Annotated in this window: 20 protein-coding genes; 7 read left to right on the top strand and 13 right to left on the bottom strand. The window is 68.4% G+C overall.

What is annotated here, in order from left to right; translation table 11 throughout:
- Positions 1-136: 136 nt before the first annotated feature.
- From ACLJQ7_RS36070 to sigK, 3 genes are all read right to left on the bottom strand, one after another.
- A complete protein-coding gene (locus ACLJQ7_RS36070) occupies positions 137-487 on the bottom strand; it encodes a lactococcin 972 family bacteriocin (RefSeq protein WP_410652642.1) in 351 nt (116 codons plus the stop codon).
- A 534-nt stretch (positions 488-1,021) separates the two neighbouring features.
- Positions 1,022-1,717 carry an anti-sigma factor domain-containing protein gene (locus ACLJQ7_RS36065; protein WP_410652641.1) on the bottom strand — a complete coding sequence of 232 codons (696 nt, stop codon included), beginning with the start codon at positions 1,715-1,717 and terminating at the stop codon, positions 1,022-1,024.
- On the bottom strand, positions 1,714-2,322 hold the full coding sequence (gene sigK, locus ACLJQ7_RS36060; protein ID WP_410652640.1) for an ECF RNA polymerase sigma factor SigK: 609 nt from the start codon (positions 2,320-2,322) through the stop codon (positions 1,714-1,716). The genes ACLJQ7_RS36065 and sigK overlap by 4 nt, the downstream gene beginning before the upstream one ends.
- A gap of 208 nt (positions 2,323-2,530) precedes the next feature.
- Here sigK and ACLJQ7_RS36055 point away from each other — a divergent pair, with 208 nt between their 5' ends.
- Together ACLJQ7_RS36055 and ACLJQ7_RS36050 are read left to right on the top strand one after the other, a co-directional pair.
- Positions 2,531-4,114 (top strand): molybdopterin-dependent oxidoreductase, encoded by a 1,584-nt coding sequence (locus ACLJQ7_RS36055; RefSeq protein WP_410652639.1) that lies wholly within the window; start codon positions 2,531-2,533, stop codon positions 4,112-4,114.
- 117 nt (positions 4,115-4,231) lie between these two features.
- Complete coding sequence (locus ACLJQ7_RS36050; RefSeq protein ID WP_410652638.1) at positions 4,232-4,906, top strand: fasciclin domain-containing protein; 675 nt, start codon at positions 4,232-4,234, stop codon at positions 4,904-4,906.
- 255 nt (positions 4,907-5,161) lie between these two features.
- Here ACLJQ7_RS36050 and ACLJQ7_RS36045 read toward each other — a convergent pair whose 3' ends face one another.
- Entirely contained in the window at positions 5,162-7,546 is a 2,385-nt protein-coding gene (locus tag ACLJQ7_RS36045; protein WP_410652637.1) for a LuxR C-terminal-related transcriptional regulator, read from the bottom strand.
- Between the two features lie 279 nt (positions 7,547-7,825).
- Between ACLJQ7_RS36045 and ACLJQ7_RS36040 the strand changes: the two genes are divergently transcribed.
- Both ACLJQ7_RS36040 and ACLJQ7_RS36035 read left to right on the top strand, forming a co-directional pair.
- Complete coding sequence (locus ACLJQ7_RS36040) at positions 7,826-8,722, top strand: IniB N-terminal domain-containing protein (protein WP_410652636.1); 897 nt, start codon at positions 7,826-7,828, stop codon at positions 8,720-8,722.
- Between the two features lie 193 nt (positions 8,723-8,915).
- Positions 8,916-9,494, top strand: a complete 579-nt coding sequence (locus ACLJQ7_RS36035; RefSeq protein ID WP_410652635.1) for a sigma-70 family RNA polymerase sigma factor — start codon at positions 8,916-8,918, stop codon at positions 9,492-9,494.
- A gap of 22 nt (positions 9,495-9,516) precedes the next feature.
- Here ACLJQ7_RS36035 and ACLJQ7_RS36030 read toward each other — a convergent pair whose 3' ends face one another.
- From ACLJQ7_RS36030 to ACLJQ7_RS36005, 6 genes are read right to left on the bottom strand one after another with little or no spacing between them, the layout of a single operon-like run.
- Positions 9,517-10,089 (bottom strand): alkaline shock response membrane anchor protein AmaP, encoded by a 573-nt coding sequence (locus tag ACLJQ7_RS36030; RefSeq protein WP_410652634.1) that lies wholly within the window; start codon positions 10,087-10,089, stop codon positions 9,517-9,519.
- Positions 10,086-10,613 (bottom strand): DUF6286 domain-containing protein, encoded by a 528-nt coding sequence (locus ACLJQ7_RS36025; protein WP_410652633.1) that lies wholly within the window; start codon positions 10,611-10,613, stop codon positions 10,086-10,088. The genes ACLJQ7_RS36030 and ACLJQ7_RS36025 overlap by 4 nt, the downstream gene beginning before the upstream one ends.
- Positions 10,610-11,017 (bottom strand): Asp23/Gls24 family envelope stress response protein, encoded by a 408-nt coding sequence (locus ACLJQ7_RS36020; protein ID WP_410652632.1) that lies wholly within the window; start codon positions 11,015-11,017, stop codon positions 10,610-10,612. Before ACLJQ7_RS36020 ends, ACLJQ7_RS36025 begins: the two co-directional genes overlap by 4 nt.
- 2 nt (positions 11,018-11,019) lie before the next feature.
- On the bottom strand, positions 11,020-11,196 hold the full coding sequence (locus tag ACLJQ7_RS36015) for a hypothetical protein (protein WP_219145496.1): 177 nt from the start codon (positions 11,194-11,196) through the stop codon (positions 11,020-11,022).
- 47 nt (positions 11,197-11,243) lie between these two features.
- Positions 11,244-11,576, bottom strand: a complete 333-nt coding sequence (locus tag ACLJQ7_RS36010) for a hypothetical protein (RefSeq protein ID WP_410652631.1) — start codon at positions 11,574-11,576, stop codon at positions 11,244-11,246.
- Positions 11,573-12,043 (bottom strand): Asp23/Gls24 family envelope stress response protein, encoded by a 471-nt coding sequence (locus ACLJQ7_RS36005; protein ID WP_410652630.1) that lies wholly within the window; start codon positions 12,041-12,043, stop codon positions 11,573-11,575. The genes ACLJQ7_RS36010 and ACLJQ7_RS36005 overlap by 4 nt, the downstream gene beginning before the upstream one ends.
- A gap of 241 nt (positions 12,044-12,284) precedes the next feature.
- Between ACLJQ7_RS36005 and ACLJQ7_RS36000 the strand changes: the two genes are divergently transcribed.
- Entirely contained in the window at positions 12,285-12,776 is a 492-nt protein-coding gene (locus ACLJQ7_RS36000; RefSeq protein WP_410652629.1) for an ATP-binding protein, read from the top strand.
- Between the two features lie 42 nt (positions 12,777-12,818).
- Here ACLJQ7_RS36000 and ACLJQ7_RS35995 read toward each other — a convergent pair whose 3' ends face one another.
- Complete coding sequence (locus ACLJQ7_RS35995) at positions 12,819-13,475, bottom strand: fasciclin domain-containing protein (protein ID WP_410652628.1); 657 nt, start codon at positions 13,473-13,475, stop codon at positions 12,819-12,821.
- Between the two features lie 294 nt (positions 13,476-13,769).
- Between ACLJQ7_RS35995 and ACLJQ7_RS35990 the strand changes: the two genes are divergently transcribed.
- Positions 13,770-14,774 (top strand): ferritin-like domain-containing protein, encoded by a 1,005-nt coding sequence (locus tag ACLJQ7_RS35990; RefSeq protein WP_410652627.1) that lies wholly within the window; start codon positions 13,770-13,772, stop codon positions 14,772-14,774.
- A gap of 210 nt (positions 14,775-14,984) precedes the next feature.
- Positions 14,985-15,602 carry a hypothetical protein gene (locus ACLJQ7_RS35985; protein ID WP_410652626.1) on the top strand — a complete coding sequence of 206 codons (618 nt, stop codon included), beginning with the start codon at positions 14,985-14,987 and terminating at the stop codon, positions 15,600-15,602.
- A gap of 62 nt (positions 15,603-15,664) precedes the next feature.
- Here the strand turns inward: ACLJQ7_RS35985 and ACLJQ7_RS35980 are convergent, their stop codons facing one another.
- Together ACLJQ7_RS35980 and ACLJQ7_RS35975 are read right to left on the bottom strand one after the other, a co-directional pair.
- Positions 15,665-16,699: an acyl-CoA desaturase gene (locus ACLJQ7_RS35980; protein ID WP_410652625.1), complete on the bottom strand. Its 1,035-nt coding sequence runs from the start codon at positions 16,697-16,699 to the stop codon at positions 15,665-15,667.
- Positions 16,700-16,877: 178 nt separating this feature from the next.
- Positions 16,878-17,078: a cold-shock protein gene (locus tag ACLJQ7_RS35975; RefSeq protein ID WP_378371042.1), complete on the bottom strand. Its 201-nt coding sequence runs from the start codon at positions 17,076-17,078 to the stop codon at positions 16,878-16,880.
- Positions 17,079-17,136: the final 58 nt, after the last annotated feature.

Raw genomic sequence — 17,136 nt, 5'->3', positions numbered from 1 at the left:
CGAAAAGGCCGAAACGCACCGCGAAAAGAATCAGATCGGTTTTCCCTCCGCCGACGGAGAACGCGGGTGCCGGATCCGGCGATCGTCGAACCCGGCACCCGCTTCACGCGATCATTCCCAGTGCGTCAGGAACCAATCACGCGTTCGGGTTGTACCAGGTGTTGCAGGTCCACTTGAAGCCGTTCGTGACATAGGCGTTGGACCAGGAACCCGCGTTGGCGTACCGCTTGTCGTTCGCGGCCCCGAGAGCCGCGGTCGAACTGTGGTAGTTCTTCGGGTGAACGTAGTTGGAGTGGCACGACTTCAGGACACCACTGACCCCGGAGCCACGGCACCAGGTGCCGCCACCAGCACTGACGCAGTCAGCCGCCACGGACGCCGTCCGGCTCGGAGCGGCCTGCGCGGTCGAGACGACCCCCACGGACATCAGCAGTGCGAACGAAGCGACCGCCGCCACCTTCGCGGCTTTTCCAGACGTGTAAACCATTGACACTTTCAACCCCATTCTGCTTGTTTGCATATTCCCTGCGGGGTGCACAAAGCCTGATCCTGTGCAGTGGATCAGCCGACATTCCTCATCAGGCCAGGAAATAGCTGAAGAGACGCGCAAAGCATGAATCGCGCACGCTCATATATATTCGGTGTTGCCCCCATGACCGCACCGCGAATTCAACGAAACATCCCCAGATTCCACCCCCGTTGAGTCACGTTATTCCCAGCGATCACAATCGGGCAAGCCACCGGCGGCAAGTTCCCCGGGATGGCGCAATCACGATCACCGATCGGCTGACGGGCGCCCGTCGGGTCACCTGCCGTATTCGCAGCGTTCTTTCACCGAAGAGGGGGAAACACGCGCGTGCGCCGCGTGCGGGTGCAGAAAGGGACGTCGAGGCCGTGCCGCGGTCACGCGGACCAGCGGAGCGAGAGCCGCGTTTTTCGCACCGCGGCCCGGCGTGACCGCTGGGCAGCAGCCTGGGCACACGCTCGCGTGGCTGCTACCCGCGCGAAGGTGCCGTGGATTTCAAGACCGGCCGAGAGGGAGCACGAAGACAGTGGGTGTGGTCGGTTGCGGCGAGCCCGCGGCGGGTTCGACGGTGATGGCGACGTGGTCGATGTCCGCGGCGAGTGGCACCGCGAGCGTTCCGGCGTCCGCCCGCACGAGTCCGGCGGATTGCGCTCCTCGCGGGCCGGTGAGCCACGCCTGGTAGGCGTGGGTGCCGTCCAGGGGCGGCAAGCCTTGCGTTCTGATGGTCGCTTCACCACGTTGCCGCGAATAGCCGACGTCCACGGCACCTCCCCCGGTGCCGCCGGCGCGCACCGTGATCAGGTCCGCCGGAGCGGACGCGGCGACCGGTGCCGCCGCGGGACCCGAGCCGATACTGATGCCACCGGCCAGGACGGCGGCCGCGGCCGCGACGGACGCGATCACGATCGCCAGGCGGGTACCTCGTCGCCGGGGTGCGCCGGAGGACGCCTTGATCGCCGGCGGGATCTGCCTCGTCGCCGAGACTTCGGCGAGGACACGGGCACGCAGCCCGCTGCCGGGAACAGCACTCTCCGCGGCGCCCAGCCTCGCCGCCGTTTCGCGAAGCTCACGGACTTCCTGTGCGCAGGTGGGACATTCGGCCAGGTGCCTGGTGAACATGGCCCGTTCGATGTCGGTGACCGCGTCGAGCGCGTACGCACCGGTCAAGGTGTGGGCTTCGGCGGTGGTCATCGAGTCACTCCCAGCGTGTCTCGCAGGCGGATCATGCCGTCCCGCAAGCGGGTTTTGATGGTGCCCAGTGCGACGCCGAGCCGGTCGGCGACCTCTTGGCAGGTGAGTCCCTGGAAATAGGCGAGCAGAATCGATTCCCGCTGCAGCTCGGTGAGGGCGGACAAGGCTCCTCTGACGAGATCGTGTTCCTCTGTGGACAGTGCGGCTTCGGCGACGTCGTCGTAGGGGCGGCGCAGGTCCAGCAGGTCGGCGCGGTCTTCGCGGTCGCGAGCGGACTGCTCGGAACGGACGCGGTCGATGGCTCGCCGGTGCGCGATCGTCAGAGCCCAAGTGCTGACCTTGGCCCTGGCCGGGTCGTAGTGCGCGGCTTTACGCCAGATCTCGAGCATGACCTCCTGGGTGACCTCCTCGGCGATGGCGCGCGAGCGGAGCACCCGCAGCGCGGTGCCGAAGATCGATCCGACGAGCTGGTCGTACAGTGCGGCGAACGCCCGCTCGTCACCCCGCGCCGACCGGCCGAGGAGTTCTTCGGAGGTCGGCGCGGAGGGTGCGGCGGCAAGCGGTGGCGGGCGGAGAAGGGTTACGGTGGCCCTCGCGGCGGTCATGGTGGGTCCTTCCTCGGCCGAAGCCGAGCCTGCGCCGCGCGGCGAACGAACTGTTCCGCGAGCAAGCTGTCACCGATGATTCGTCGGGAAGAGCCGTCCGTATTGGTATGGATCTCCGGACGCCCCTGCGGCGACCACGATCGGGTGCATTCGGCGTCGATCCGGTCACAACGCCAAACCTTCGACGCCGGGGTGCCGAACCAGGGGTATGTCCGCCTCCGAACTGCCCCCGTCCGAAAGCGCCGTCCAGCCGCAGCGAACCCGGCTGCGGTTCTTCGCGGCGGCGTTCACCGGCGTCCTCGCCCTCGCCGCCGCGCTGGCGGTCGGCCACCTCGTGGCGGGGTTCATCAGCATCAACGCCTCGCCCTATCTGGCCGTCGGCAACGGCGCCATCGACCTCACCCCGGTCGAACTGAAGGACTTCGCGATCCGCACCTTCGGTGTTTACGACAAGCTCGTCCTGCTGGGCAGCATGGCCGTGGTCATGGTGCTGGCCGCCGCGCTCGCCGGTGTCCTGTCGCGACGCTCGCCCGTCCCCGGCACGGTGATCATCGCCGCGTTCGGGCTGATCGGGGCGTTCGCGGTGTACCAGCGCCCGGACCTGACCGCGGTCGCGCTCCTCGCGCCGGTCGCCAGCCTGGCCACCGGGGTCGTGGTCTTCCTGCTGCTGCACCGGCTCGCGCCGCGCGTGTGGCGTGAAGGGAACACCGACGAAAAGACCGGTACCTCCAGGCGTGCCTTCCTGATCGGCGGCGCCGGTGTCGTCGCCGGCGCGGGTGCGGCGGGGCTGGGCGGGCAGCTGATCAGTTCGACCCGGGACGCCACGGCGTCTCGCGAGGCGATCGGCAAGCTCGTTCCCGCGCGGACGGCACCGGCGATCCCGGTCGACGCCGATTTCGCGAAACTGGGCACACCCTCGTTCCTCACGCCGAACGAAAAGTTCTACCGCGTGGACACCGCCCTCACCGTGCCGCAGTTACGGGCCGAGGACTGGAGCCTGCGGCTGCACGGCATGGTCGACCGGGAAATCCGCTACAGCTACGACGACATCCGGAACCGGCCCCTGCTCGAACGCACCATCACCATGACCTGCGTGTCGAACGAAGTCGGCGGAGACTATGTGTCCACCTCGAACTTCATCGGCATCGACCTCGCCGACATCCTCGACGAAGCCGGCGTGAAACCCGGCTCGGAGCAGCTGTTCTGCACCAGCGTCGACGGATGGACGTCGGGGACGCCGGTCGCCGCCGCACGGGACCGTGACCGGGGCGCGATGCTCGCCATCGGCATGAACGGCGAACCCCTGCCGCTGGAGCACGGTTTCCCCGTCCGGCTGGTCACCCCCGGGTTGTACGGGTACGTCTCGGCCACGAAATGGGTCGTCGACATTGAAGTCACCACCTGGGCGGCGCGTCAGGCGTACTGGCTCAAGCGAAGCTGGGCTCAGGAAGCGCCGATCAAGACCGAGTCCCGCATCGATTCGCACCGCGGCTTCGCGAACGTCCAAAAGGGAAAGGTCCGTGTCGCGGGGGTGGCCTGGGCCCAGCACACCGGGATCGACAAGGTCGAGGTCCGCGTGGATCAGGGTCCCTGGCAGGTGGCCAACCTCTCCACCGAGGTCAACCTGAACACCTGGCGCATGTGGTGGACCGAGGTCGACCTGCCCGCGGGTGTCCATCAGGTGTTCTGCCGCGCTACCGACAAGTCCGGCTACACCCAGACCGACCAGCGCGCGGGCACCGTGCCCGACGGCGCGACAGGCTGGCACAACGTCACTTTCACCGCCGCCTGAGAAATTTCCCCGGACGACCAATCCGGAATACCGGCAGCACCGAATCCCCTTTACGAGAACAACAACCGGCTCGTCCACAAAGGACAAGCCAGCCGCCTTTCACTGGAGTGAAATTTCATGAGCAAGCTTCGTGTCGCAGGAATCGGTTTCACCGCGGTCGCCGCGCTGGCCCTGACCGCGTGCAGTGGTAGTGACAACGCCTCGTCCGGTAACACCAGCGCCCCGGCTCCGGCCCCTTCGTCGTCGATGTCGGCCCCGATGTCCAGTGCCGCCTCGGGTGACGGGGTCACCACCAACGCCGACGTGTTCGGCCCGGCCTGTTCGCAGTTGCCGCAGGGCAGCGAGCCGGGTTCGCTGGACTCGATGGGCCCGCAGCCGGTCGCCAGCGCGGCCTCGACCAACCCGCTGCTGACCAAGCTGGTCGCCGCGGTCAAGGCCACCAACCTGGTCGACACCCTCAACTCCCAGCAGGCCATCACCGTGTTCGCCCCGGCCGACCCGGCCTTCGCCGCTCTCGGTGACGCCAAGTTCACCGAACTGGCGGGCAAGCCCGACCAGCTCGCCCCGATCCTGCAGTACCACGTCGTCGGCAAGCGCTACGACGCCAAGGGCATCGAGTCCGCCAAGACCCTCGAAAGCCTCAACACCGCCGGCGGCCCGCTCAAGATCGAAGGATCGGGCGAGAACATGACCGTCAACGGCGCGAAGGTCCTGTGCGGCAACATCCCCACCAAGAACGCCACCGTCTTCGTCATCGACAAGGTCCTGACCCCCGGCACCAACAAGAACTAGTCATCGTCCGGGTCACCCGAACACACCCTGAGGGTGACCCGGATTCAGCGGCCGTCGCGGCTTCCTTACCTCCGGAGCCGCGACGGCCGCTTCCACGTCCACAGTGTCCGATCAGGACACTGTGGTTTCAGCCGCGCGGCGGGACTCGGACAACCCGCCGGCGGGGAACGCTGTAGCGGCGGCGTTCCGCCGGTCGCCGTCGTCGCTGGTTCACTCCATGGCCGCGGCGGCGACCGGCCCCCACCAGGCGGGAAGTCAGCCCGCTTTTCCCAGCAGGTTCCCCAGAAGCGCGGTGATCGTACGGCGGTCGGTGGCACCCAGTTTGCCGCGGATGCGGGCCATGTGGTGCTCGACGGTCTTGCTGGAGATGTGCAGGCGTTCACCGATTTCCCGGTAGGTGTGCCCGTCGACGACCAGGCGGCCGATGTCGGTTTCCCGCGGGGTCAACGAGGGCGCCTCGGTGGGTGGCGGCGGTTGCGGTTCCGCGCCCGAGCCGCTGTCGAGCGGGAAATGTTTGGCCGCACGCAGCAACGTCACCATGACGGCGCGGTCGGTGGCGCGGACGGCGGCATGACCGGCGAGCCGGGCGGCGTCCCAGCGTAATCCGGTGCGGTGCAGGCCTTCCGCCGCCGCGAGCACGGTGTCGACCTGGACCGAACCGCCCAGCACTGCCGACCATTCCGTTCCCGCCGCCGCCAACGCGGAGACCAGGCGGCCGGGCGCCGGCTGGTCGGTGAGCCGACGAAGAGTGACACGTGCGCCTTCCGGGTCACCGGCCACGATGGCCGCGTGGAAGACCGACCAGTCGAGCCACGCGGACCACAACGCCGGACGACCATGCCGCGCGAGCAGCGCGAAGGCGTGGCCGCGGTGTGCTTCGACGCGGAAGCCCTCCTTCACCCGTGCCGCCGCGATGAGCAGTTCCCCCAGTGGCAGCAACGAAAAGAGGTCGACGGGCTGTCGCATCATCGCCTCGTACGCGGAGGCCCACTTCACGCGGAGCGCGCCCGGTGTGTCGCCTCTCCTCGCGAGCCCGAGTTCCAGCGCGCGGAGGAACAACTCGTCTCGGGGCGAGAGGGGGCCGTCCTGGCCCGCCGCGGCCGAACGATGGGTTTCCGCCGCGGCGAGGTCACCGCGCAACAACTCCGTCCAGCCGAGCAGCAGGGTGTGCCGGGTCCCGGGAGCCGCCCGGCTCAGCACCCCGTGGGCGAGCTCGAATTCCGCCGCGTGCAAGGCGACGAGCGCGGTGAGCGCGGCCGGTGAATCCGGGAGGAGGTGGCCGGTATCGGTGGCCTCCGCGGCGTCGGACGCGGCCAGCAAGGTCGTCAACGCGGCTTCGGTGTGCCCGCTGACCGAGTCGCGGATCCCGTCGAGCAGCCGTCCTGCGACGTGACCGTACGCCGGAACGGGTTCGGTGACGACGCTCCGCTCGGCCTCGGTGGTGTCTCCGAGCGCGATCCCGGCGAGAGCCACCAGCGGCAGCGCACCCGGCTCCTCGGACCAGCGCAGCAGTTCCGCGCCGCGGGCCAGATCACCGCGCCGCGTCATGATCGTGCCCGCGACCAGCGCGCCGCGACTGCGGTGGGCCGGTTCGGCGGCGCTCAGCAGTTCGTCGCCGAGCCGCAAGGCGATGTCGTGTTGTCCGGCGAGGACCGCGGCCTTGACCCAGCCCGGTGCCAGCCGGGCCCGGGGGCTGCCGCCACGCGCGGCGGCGGCGTAGAGCTCGGCGGCGACAGCGGGCTGGTCGTGGACCGCCTCCACCGCGGCCGCTTCGAGTCCGGCGCGCACGATCGCGCCGCCCGCGCCGAGACGCTCGAGTTCCCGCGCGATCGGCAGCACGGGTTGCCCGGCGCGCAACAGATCCTCCAGTACCCGCACGAGCACCGTCAGCACCCGGTCGATGCCGACATGGTCGCGCACCGCGCGCGCCACCAAAGGAGGCACCGAGTCGTTCGCGGCGAGCAGTCCGGCGGCGCGGACCTGGTCCACGATGCCCGGGAGGTGCTCGCGAGATCGTCCCAGTGCCGTCGCGAGGAGTTCGACGTCGCGATCGCCGGTGACGTCCGCCACGACCAGGTAGGTCAGCCCCGGTTCACCGAGCATGTCCAGTTCCGCGCGCAGTTCGTCGATGAGCTCGTCGACCGTGGGCACCTGGAAGCACCGCGCCACCAGTCTGGGCACGCCCCCGGCCAGGCGCCGGATCGATTCCGCGCGGTCGGCCGGGATCCGCTCGCCGGCGAACCTCGCCACGGCCACGGCGTCCCAGGCGGGGAGCCGGATGTGCCGGGTCGTCGCCGTCACGAGGCCGGTGGCCATCGCCCCGGCCCCGCCGGGAGTGTGGGTGAGAACCATCCGGGTGGCCGTACCCGCCAGACCGGCCAGCATCTGTCCGGTACGCGGTGGCAGGGTGTCGACATCGTCGAGCAGGATCGCCACGGCGGAAGCGGGGGTGGACGGGACCAGGTCCTCCCGGGCGACCACGGTGACACCGGCGTCGCGATAGTGCCGGGCGATCGCGGCCAGCGCCGTCGTCTTCCCGTGGCCGGGCGGACCGGAAAGGACCGCGCGGACGGGGCCTGCCGGTGTGGCGTCGATACCCGCCAGCAACTCGCGCAACTCCGGCGGCAGCAGCTCTTCCACCGTGATCTCCCCCGTCCCGCTCAGGTGGCCGGAACAACCACACGTGGGAGTTTCGAGCCCGCCCTCACCCGCGATGGGCGAGATGACTCCCCGTTGTGAAATGAGATCCAGACCACACTCCTGAGCGATCCCCTATCGAGTGATCGACCCCCCTCAGGGGTTTTCACGATCACCGTTAGGCGTCAGACCCGATGTCCGGCCCCCAGACGAGCCCTAGCGTCGACCCGGCCGACAGCCCGGTGGCGTCGGCTTCACCGTTCCCCACAGAGAGCCCGGTCGATGAACCCCACGCAGTCGCTGTACGACTTCACCCTCAACCTGCTCAATGACCCGTCCGCCCGTGAGTCCTTCGGGAACAACCCTCAGCAGATGCTGACCGACGCCGGCCTCGGCGACATCTCCGGCGCGGATCTGCACGACGTCCTGCCGCTGGTCCTCGACTACGCGCCGGTGAACTCCCTCGGCGGGCAGAACGGCCTCGACCTCGACTCGATCACCACCGGCCAGGCCGGCGCCATCGAGCAGCTCCAGGCGCTCACCCAGAACCTCGCGCTCGGCGACACCTCCGAGAACAACGTGCTCGGCGCGGTCGGCGGAATGACCGCCATCACCCAGAACGCCGCGGCCCCGTTCACCGCGGCGGGCGACCTCGCCGGCGACATCGACAACGTCGGCGGCGGCGAGATCGCCCCCGTCGGCGCCGTCACCGGCGCGGTCGGCGACGTCGCCGGGCAGGTCGCCGGCGGAGACGTCACCGGAGCACTCGACGGTGGCGACCTCACGACCGGCCTGCAGGACGTCTCCGGCCTGGACTCGGCGATCGAGGGCACGCAGGGCGTCGGCTCGACGGTCGGCGACCTCACCGGCACGCTGGGCCTCGACACCGGCCTGGGCAACACCATCGGAGACGTGACCGCGCACGGCGTCGGCGACGTCACCGGCAACGTCACGACACAGCTCAGCGACATCGCGAACGAATCGGCCGTCGGCAACGTGACCAACCACGTCGGCGACGTCACCGGCCATGTCGGCGACATCGGCTCGCACGCCGGTTCGGTCAACGACGTCCACGACGTCGTCAGCAATGTCGGCAACGGCGCGCTCGGCGGCGGTATCGCGGCCGACCTGAGCCACCTCACCATCGGCTCCGGAAACGACGTCCACGTCTCCGAGTGACCCGGAAATGACCGGCCGGAAAGGGCATCGGGACGTGCTCCCGGTGCCCTTTCCGCCGCGCGTCCGGAGGCGAGCACTCGGTTTCCCGCCGGCCGCGCGCGGTGCGTGACCGGCCCACCTGTGGTTCGATCACCGAGCAGGCCTCGGGGCCGTTCGGGCCAGCGAAGTGTCGGAATCGGTGAGGATCAGCGCGGTGAGTGTTTCAGCACGTGGCACGGCCACTACCGAGGATCCGTTGGCCGAGTTGATGGCGCGGGTGACGCACGGGGACGAAGAGGCGTTCGCCGACCTGTACGACCACGGGGCGGGACAGGTCTTCGGGCTCGTTCGTCAGATCGTTCACGACCCCGTGCGGGTCGAAGAGGTCTACCAGGAGATCTGGGTCCAGGTCTGGCGGAGCGCCGACCGCTACGACCCGGCCGACGGACCGGTCATGCCCTGGATCATGACTGTGGCGCATCGTCGTGCGGTGGACCGCGTGCGGTCGGAGCGTTTCCGGGAGCGTCCCGCTGACTCCGGAAGCGCCTTTCCTTTCGAGCCTGCCGGCGATTCCGTCGCCGAGCACGCCGAGTACCGCGCGGTCCGGCACGGTCTGTCCACTTTGACCAAGCCGCAGTACGACAGTGTGCAGCGGGCTTACTTCGGTGGCTTGACCCATGGCGAGCTCGGCGAAGAGTCCGGAGTCCCGGCGCCGACGGTCGAAACCTGGATCCGGGACGGCTTGATCCGGCTGCGGGACTGTCTCCAGCGCCCCGGGCCACTGCGGTCGTGACCGCGGGTCGTTCCTCGTCCGATCAGAGCGTGCGGGCTCCGGTCTTGGTGGAGAACCGGAATTCGACGGTCGCCGGGAGCGTGCCGAGATCGAGGGCTTGGCGCAGCCGCGGCAAACCGGTGGTGTCGATCTGACGGCGGATCGCGGTCAGATCACCGTCCTGTTCCGCGCTGACGACCAGTGCCACGGTCGGCGCGTCGCGTGTTCCGGCGAGGGTGGCGTGGGCCGCGTGGACGCCGGGGTAGGTCTTGACCTCGTCGACGAACGGCTCGATCGCGGTGCCGGCGGCCAGTTCGGTGCGGCCGGTGTCCGGGTCGGCTTCGAACCGCCAGGTGTGGGTCTTGGGTTTGCGGGTCAGCTGTGCCAGCAGCCACCGCAGCAGCAACAGTCCGAAGACGACGGCGACGGCGGCGGTGACGTACAGCGCCCAGGTCGGCGGCATTTCGGTGCCGGGTACCAGCGTGGAGTCGGGTTCGAGGACGGTGAGCCTGCCGAAGTGGGTCAGGACGGTGAAGGCGCCGGCGGCGAGCAGGATCAACCCGAAGACGACGAGCAGCGTGCGGTTGAGCCGGGCCGGACGGTTGAGGTTGGTCATGATGCGCTCCTGGCGGCGTGGACCTTGATCTTGACGGCCGGGCGGGCGGCGGGGGCGATCTGGTCGAGCCGATGCTCGATCGCGGCGCGTACGGCGTCGGCGAGGCCGTCGGTGACGGTCCGGCCGGTGCTCACCTTCGCGAACACCTTACGGCGCTTCAGTTTCACCTTCGCACCGGCGACGCCGTCCACTGTGGACGCGGCGGTCGTCAGCGTGGAGCGGTAGCTCCGGCGTGAAGCCCCGGAATCGAGCTCGCCTTCCAGTGGAAGGACGGTGAGCCTGCCGGGCAGGATCGCGATCAGCAGGAGTACCAAACCCAGCAGGGCGGCACCGCCGCCCGCGATGGCCGGAACGAGGTCGTTCCACCGGGCACCGTGCAGTGTGCCCGCCACGGATTCGTAGCTGACCCAAGGTTTTTGGCCGAGGAGCAGCTGGATCGCGATCACGGCGACGAAAGCGCAGGCGGCGAGGAGGACGACCGCGGTCAGTGTCGCGGGAACCGAACGACGGGGGCGACGTTTCACTGGACCCTCCTGGAGACGGCCGTGGCGGTGTGCAGCGCGGTGACGGTGATGTCCACTCGCGAGACGGTCAGCCCGGTGTACTCCGCGACGCGGCGCATCAGATGCCGTCGGGCGTTCTCGGTGGTCGCGGCGACCGGCGCCGGGTAGGCGACGGACAGCCGGACGTCGAGGTCTGCGGTCTCGCCGCTGACCTTCGCGGTGACCTTGGCGGTGTTGTCGAGGTCTTCGCCGCCGACGGCGACGCCGAGCACACGGCTCGCGGCGCCACCGACACCCTCGATTTCGGTCACGGCACGGGCCGCGATCCGCTCGACGGTGCTGTCGGAAATCGTGAGCCTGCCCCGGTCGTCCAGTGCCGGGAGTGCCGCCCTGGAAGCCGGGCTCGGCGTCGTCATGGTGGTCATGATCAGCCCCGGTCGCGGCCGGTGAGCTGGGACAGGTCGAGCTTGCCGTCGAGAACGCGTCCGACGAGCAACCCGAGGGCGCCGAGGACCAGGACGACAAGGAAGGCGCCGAACCCGCCGAACGCCGCGGCGAGGCCGAGCGCGAGACCGGTGAGCAGGCCGAGATGGGTGGAAGACATGCGTTTCTCCTTGCGGGATACCCGTACGAGCGAGCCGTTCGGAATGATCAAGGAAGCGGAACAGGAGGCTGCGGTTCAGGCGTGGTTCCGGGACCCTCGGCCGCGGGCGGGGCGATGTCGCCGATCCGCACGCGGACCGGGCGGTCGACCTGCCCGACCGCGACCAGGACGTCGTCGCTGATTTCGACGACGGTGGCCGGGTAGCGGCCGACGACCCCGATGGTGATCTCGTCGTCACGGATGCGGATCCCGGGAACCCGGCGCCCGCGCAGCAAGGTGGCGATTTCGCCGAACCGGCCGCTGTGCAGACCCGCGATGCTCGGCTGAGCCCGCACAGCGGTGGCGATCCGGTCGGCGTCGATCTCGACGCCGGGGTTCACTGGACGCGGCCGGTGTCGGGCTTGGCGTCGTCACCCTCGTCGTCACCGGGGATGTGCACGTCGGAGACGTTGATGTTGACCTCGACGACCTCGAGACCGGTGATCTGCTCCACCGCCCCGATGACGTTCTTGCGCACCGCGCGGGACAGGTCGGCGATCGAGACGCCGTACTCGACGAGGATCTGCAGGTCCACCGCGGCCTGCTTCTCACCCACCTCGACCGACACACCCTGGCTCGCCGACGCCGTGGCGCCGGGGATGCGCTCGCGGATGGCACTGAACGCCCGGGCCGCGCCGCCGCCGAGGTCGTACACGCCGGAGATCTCGCGAGTGGCGAGGCCGGCGACCTTCGCCACGACCGTGTCGGCGATGGTGGTGCTCCCCTGGGAGGTGACCAGCGCGCTGCCGGTCTTCGCGACCTCGGCCGAGTGAGCGGGGGTCTTCGTGCTGGCCGTCGGGTTCGTCATGATGTCTCCTCCGATACTGGAATGCGGCTGTCTGAAGTGGACGATCACGGATGTCCCGTTCACTTCCACACCAGTAAGACCCCTCATCCCGAAGATCGTCACGACCCCGATCGTGTGACCCGGGTCTCCCGGGCGGTTTTCGGCCGGAAGTCCCGGCCGAACGAGTGACATCACGACCGGGGCCCACCTCTTTCTGCGGCGGTTTCGAAAACTCGTCGACCGGAGCCGACGAGGGAGCACGATGAACAGGGAGCCAGGTTTCACGAACGAGGACGATTTCGAGCGGGACTTCCGGGCGAACATCGACGTCGAACTCGAACGGCTGACTCAGCGGGTCGCCTGGACCGCGGAGATCAAACTCGATCTCACGAAGCGCCCCGAACCGCGCCGGGTGCGCTCGACGGTGGCCAACTGCCTCGGCTTCGGTCGCAGCAGGGAAGAGCCGATCGGCGCTGTCCTGCTGGTACTCGACGAACTGGTCGCCAACGCCTACCGGTACACCACACCGGGCGAACTCCGGGTCACCAGGCAACCTGACGGAATCCTGATCGAAGTCAGCGATGAAGACCCCGGGGTCGAGAACATGCAAGCCAGCGCCGAAGCGCCATCCGTTCAGAGCGATCACGGGCTTCGTTTCGTCGCCCATTTGTCACTCGAATGGGGCACCCAGCCTGAAGGAAAGGGAAAAGTGGTGTGGGCGCTGGTTCCGGCCAAGATGTACTACGAGCGCTGAATCGTGGCCGGATGCCCGGCGCCGGACGACTGGCGGCTGTGACTAGTTCTTGGTGCCCGGGGTCAGGACCTTGTCGATGACGAAGACGGTGGCGTTCTTGGTGGGGATGTCACCGCACAGGATCTTCGCGCCGTCGATGGTCATGTTCTCGCCGGAGCCCTCGATCCTGACCGGCCCGCCCGCGGTGTTCAGGCTGTCGACCGATCCGGCTGTGGCCAGGCCCTTGGCGTCGTAGCGCTTGCCGACGACGTGGTACTGCAGGATCGGGGCGAGCTGGTCGGGCTTGCCCGCCAGTTCGGTGAACTTGGCGTCACCGAGAGCGGCGAAGGCCGGGTCGGCCGGGGCGAACACGGTGATGGCCTGCTGGGAGTTGAGGGTGTCGACCAGGTTGGTGGCCTTGACCGCGGCGACCAGCTTGGTCAGCAGCGGGTTGGTCGAAGCCGCGCTGGCGACCGGCTGCGGGCCCATCGAGTCCAGCGAACCCGGCTCGCTGCCCTGCGGCAACTGCGAACACGCGGGGCCGAACACGTCGGCGTTGGTGGTGACCCCGTCGGGCGAACCGGTCGAACCGGAGCTCGACGTCGAAGTCGACGGCACCATCGAACTCCCGGAAGACGCGGTGCCGCTGCCGCTGCACGCGGCCAGGGCCAGCGCGGCCGCCGCATTGAAACCGATACCTGCGACACGAATCCTATTCACGAAAAATCACTCCATTGCCTCGCGGACGACCCAAGGAGGTCGTGCCTCCAGAGAGGCTTTCGGTTTCGCTCGAAGCCGGGATTGGCCAGCGCGTTCACCCTTTCAGGCGAAGTGCTCGCCATCGCGACCACCGGCGGGTTCACCTCTTCCGGCGATGTCGACCAATCCGATCGCGCGACGGCCTCGAAAGTGAAGGTCAACGTAGACCCACGCCCGCGTGCCGGGACGAGCCGTCACGACGCGCGGGACACATCCGGTATGTCGTGTGACGGCCGGGTGGGAAGGAGATCACTCGTGTTTGGCAAGCGCTATGCCGCGTCGATGATCAACCGGAGTGCGGAGAACCAGCAGGACCGGCGCCGTTTTCTGCGCGCGGCCGGGGTAACGGGCCTGGGGGTGGTCGGAGCGGGCGCGCTCGGTGGCCTGGCCGGGCCCGCCGCGTCGGCCGGGACCGTCCGGCAGGCCGCGGGGGAAGCGGCGGCCGCCGAGGGAGTCAGTGACGGCGCGGTGCTCAACTTCGCCCTCAACCTCGAATACCTCGAAGCCGAGTTCTACCTGCACGCCGTCACCGGCAAGGGACTCGCCGACTCGCTCACCACCGGGACCGGCACCCGCGGCGGCGTCACCGGCGGCCGCGCCGTCCGATTCAAGACCAAGGCGGCGAAGCAGTACGCCCAGGAAATCGCCGGCGACGAGAAGGCGCACGTGGAGTTCCTGCGCACCGCGCTGGGCTCGGCCGCGGTCAGCCGCCCGGCCATCGACCTGCAAGCCAGTTTCACCGCCGCCGCGCAGGCCGCGGGGCTCGTCCGCAAGGGTCAGAGCTTCGACGCGTTCGCCTGCGAGGAGAACTTCCTCCTCGCCGCCTACCTCTTCGAAGACGTCGGCGTCACCGCCTACAAGGGCGCCGCACCCCTGATCACCAACAAGACCTACCTCGAAGCCGCGGCCGGGATCCTCGCGGTCGAGGCCTACCACGCCGCCAACATCCGCACCGCGCTCTACCAGCACAGCGGCGGCATCCTCGGGCTCGGCCTGCTCGGCCGCGACCTCCGGGAAGCCAGCGTCAAACTCTCCAACGCCCGCGACAGCCTCGACGGCACCACCGACCTCGACCAGGGCGTCGTCGACAAGAACGGCCGGGCGAACATCGTGCCCACCGACAGCAACGGCATCGCCTACAGCCGCACGCCGGGCCAGGTCCTCAACATCGTCTACCTCAACCCCAAGGCCGTCACCTCCGGCGGCTTCTTCCCCAAGGGCGTCAACGGAGACGTCAACACCAGCGACCCCAACGGCTGAGTCCGCCGGACTCACCAGGTGGTGCGGGTCGCGCGCGACCCGCACCACCTTTGGCGAGAATTACCCGATAATTTACTGAATTTGTTCGTCGGCAACTCCGATTCATGACGAAAATCCATCGATCGGCAGACTGGCCAAGGCTTTCCAGGTGGCCAAGACTGGAGCCATGGACCGCGCGAATCAGGACGCCACACGGCAGCACCACTTCCCATGGCCGAGCCGTGGTGGAAACACGCCACGATGATCCCGGTATCCGTTGATCCCACCTTTTTCCTGCCTGATACGCCGTCGGCGAGCCGTGCGGTCACCTCAGATCTGGCAGAACTGCTTCGCGCGGTGGTCGTACCGAATTCATGCGACGGCAGCCAGGAAAGATTCATCGACGTTTCCGGCTCGGACGTGCGGGAATTCGTGGAAACCTCAGGCTTGTCGGCCAGGTACGGACGACTGTGCTCGGCCGTGCAATTGGCCAGTCTCGCCGTCCCGGGATACACCGTTCCGTTCGTCGACGACGCCTCCGACTCGCCATGCCTGAGGCGCGGTCGAGCCCTCCTCGGATCCGTGTTCGACGCACGCGGCAGCCTGCATCCCCTTCCCGTCGCGGGAGACCCTCTCGTCGTCGCCTGGCAGCAGGGCAGCGGGATTTGCGTCATCAACCTGAGTGCGCGCTTCGTCACCGTGCGACCGGATTGGGGCGCGGTGTGCGTGTTCTCCTCGCCCGTCTCGGTTTCCCAGACCGGGACGCTGCTCGGGCCCGCCAGCACTGTCTGGCTGACGCGCGACAGGGGCGGAAACCGCCTCGACGGGATGAGCGGCGAGCTTTCCTGACTCGCCGCTCACCATCCGGCCCGCGTCAGTGGCTGACGGCGAGTTCACCGGAGGCGTTTCGCTTACCCCTCAGCGCCCGTCACACGTGTGGGTGTTTCGCCGAGAAGACCGCGCTCCAGTTTGCCGACACCATGGAGTGACAGGGTGTGGCCGGGGTTGAGTTTGCGGCTGAGGCGATCGGCCTTGGGCCAGCGGACCTCGGTCGCCCAGCCCGCCTTCTCGAACAACCAGATCAGCCGCGCCGAAATATCGAGCTGGCCACGGCGGACGCCGTGCCGGGCGCCGGTGGGATCGGCGTGGTGGGAGTTGTGCCAGGACTCACCCATCGAGGCGATGGCGAGCGGCCAGAAGTTCGCGGACTTGTCCCGGGCGGCGAACGGGCGATCACCGATCATGTGACACAGCGAGTTCACCGACCACGTGACGTGATGCAACAACGCCACCCGCACCAGGCTCGCCCAGAAAACCGCCGTCACCGCACCCCACCACGACATCGTGATCACACCACCGAGAACAGCAGGCGCGAGCAGCGTGACGACGGTGAGCAGCGGGAACAGCCGATCGATCCGGGCGATGTCACGATCGGCCAGCAGATCAGGGGCGAACCGCTGCGCGTTGGTCTTCTCACGATCGAACAACCAACCCATATGGGCATGCCAGAAACCCCGGGCCAGCGCGGCCGGGGTGGTGCCGAACCGCCACGGGGAGTGCGGGTCACCCTCACGGTCAGCGAACGCGTGATGACGCCGGTGATCAGCCACCCAGCCGATCACCGGGCCCTGCATCGCCATACTGCCCGCGACCGCCAAAGCGATCCGCAGACCACGATTGGCCTTGAAAGCACCATGGGTGAAATACCGGTGGAAACCAATGGTCACACCGAGACCGGTGAGGAAGTAGAACCCGGCGGCCAGGCCGAGGTCCACCCAGCCCAGACCCCAGCCCCACGCAAACGGAACCGACGCGGCCAGCGCCAGCAACGGCACCACCGCGAACAACTTGACCAGAAAATTCTCCGTGTCGCTCTGCTCCCCGGACAACAGGGGCTGAGGAGCCTGCCGCTCGGGTTTTCGAGGAAGTTCCACTGTTCGTGTCATGATCGATCGCTCTTTCCCATTTGCCATCTTCGTGTCCGGGCGACCGGCGAAGGAATACCCGCTGGAGGAAGCGTGAAACTCGGGCGGTCACAAGCGGCTGCCGGTGATCGCAGCTGGGCGACCACGCGAAAGGGCGAGACACCGTACGGCGTCCCGCCCCCCTGTGCTCGCGGAGCGATCAGACGATGCGGACGTTGCTGGCCTGCAGACCCTTCTGTCCCTGAGTGATCTCGAACTCGACGTGCTGGTTCTCTTCGAGGCTGCGGAAACCCCCGCCGTCGATCTCGGAGTAGTGCACGAACACGTCCGGGCCTTCAGCCGGGGCGATGAAGCCGAAACCCTTTTCGGCGTTGAACCACTTCACAGTGCCTTGAGTCATGAAAAATACTTTCCTTGCAGGTGTTCACTTCACGGACTCGGCGATCGCCGAGCCGGGG

This window comes from Amycolatopsis sp. cmx-4-54 (assembly GCF_046548895.1).
GTDB lineage: Bacteria > Actinomycetota > Actinomycetes > Mycobacteriales > Pseudonocardiaceae > Amycolatopsis.
Note: the sequence above shows the minus strand (reverse complement) of the source record. Positions and strands in the feature narration are given on the sequence as shown.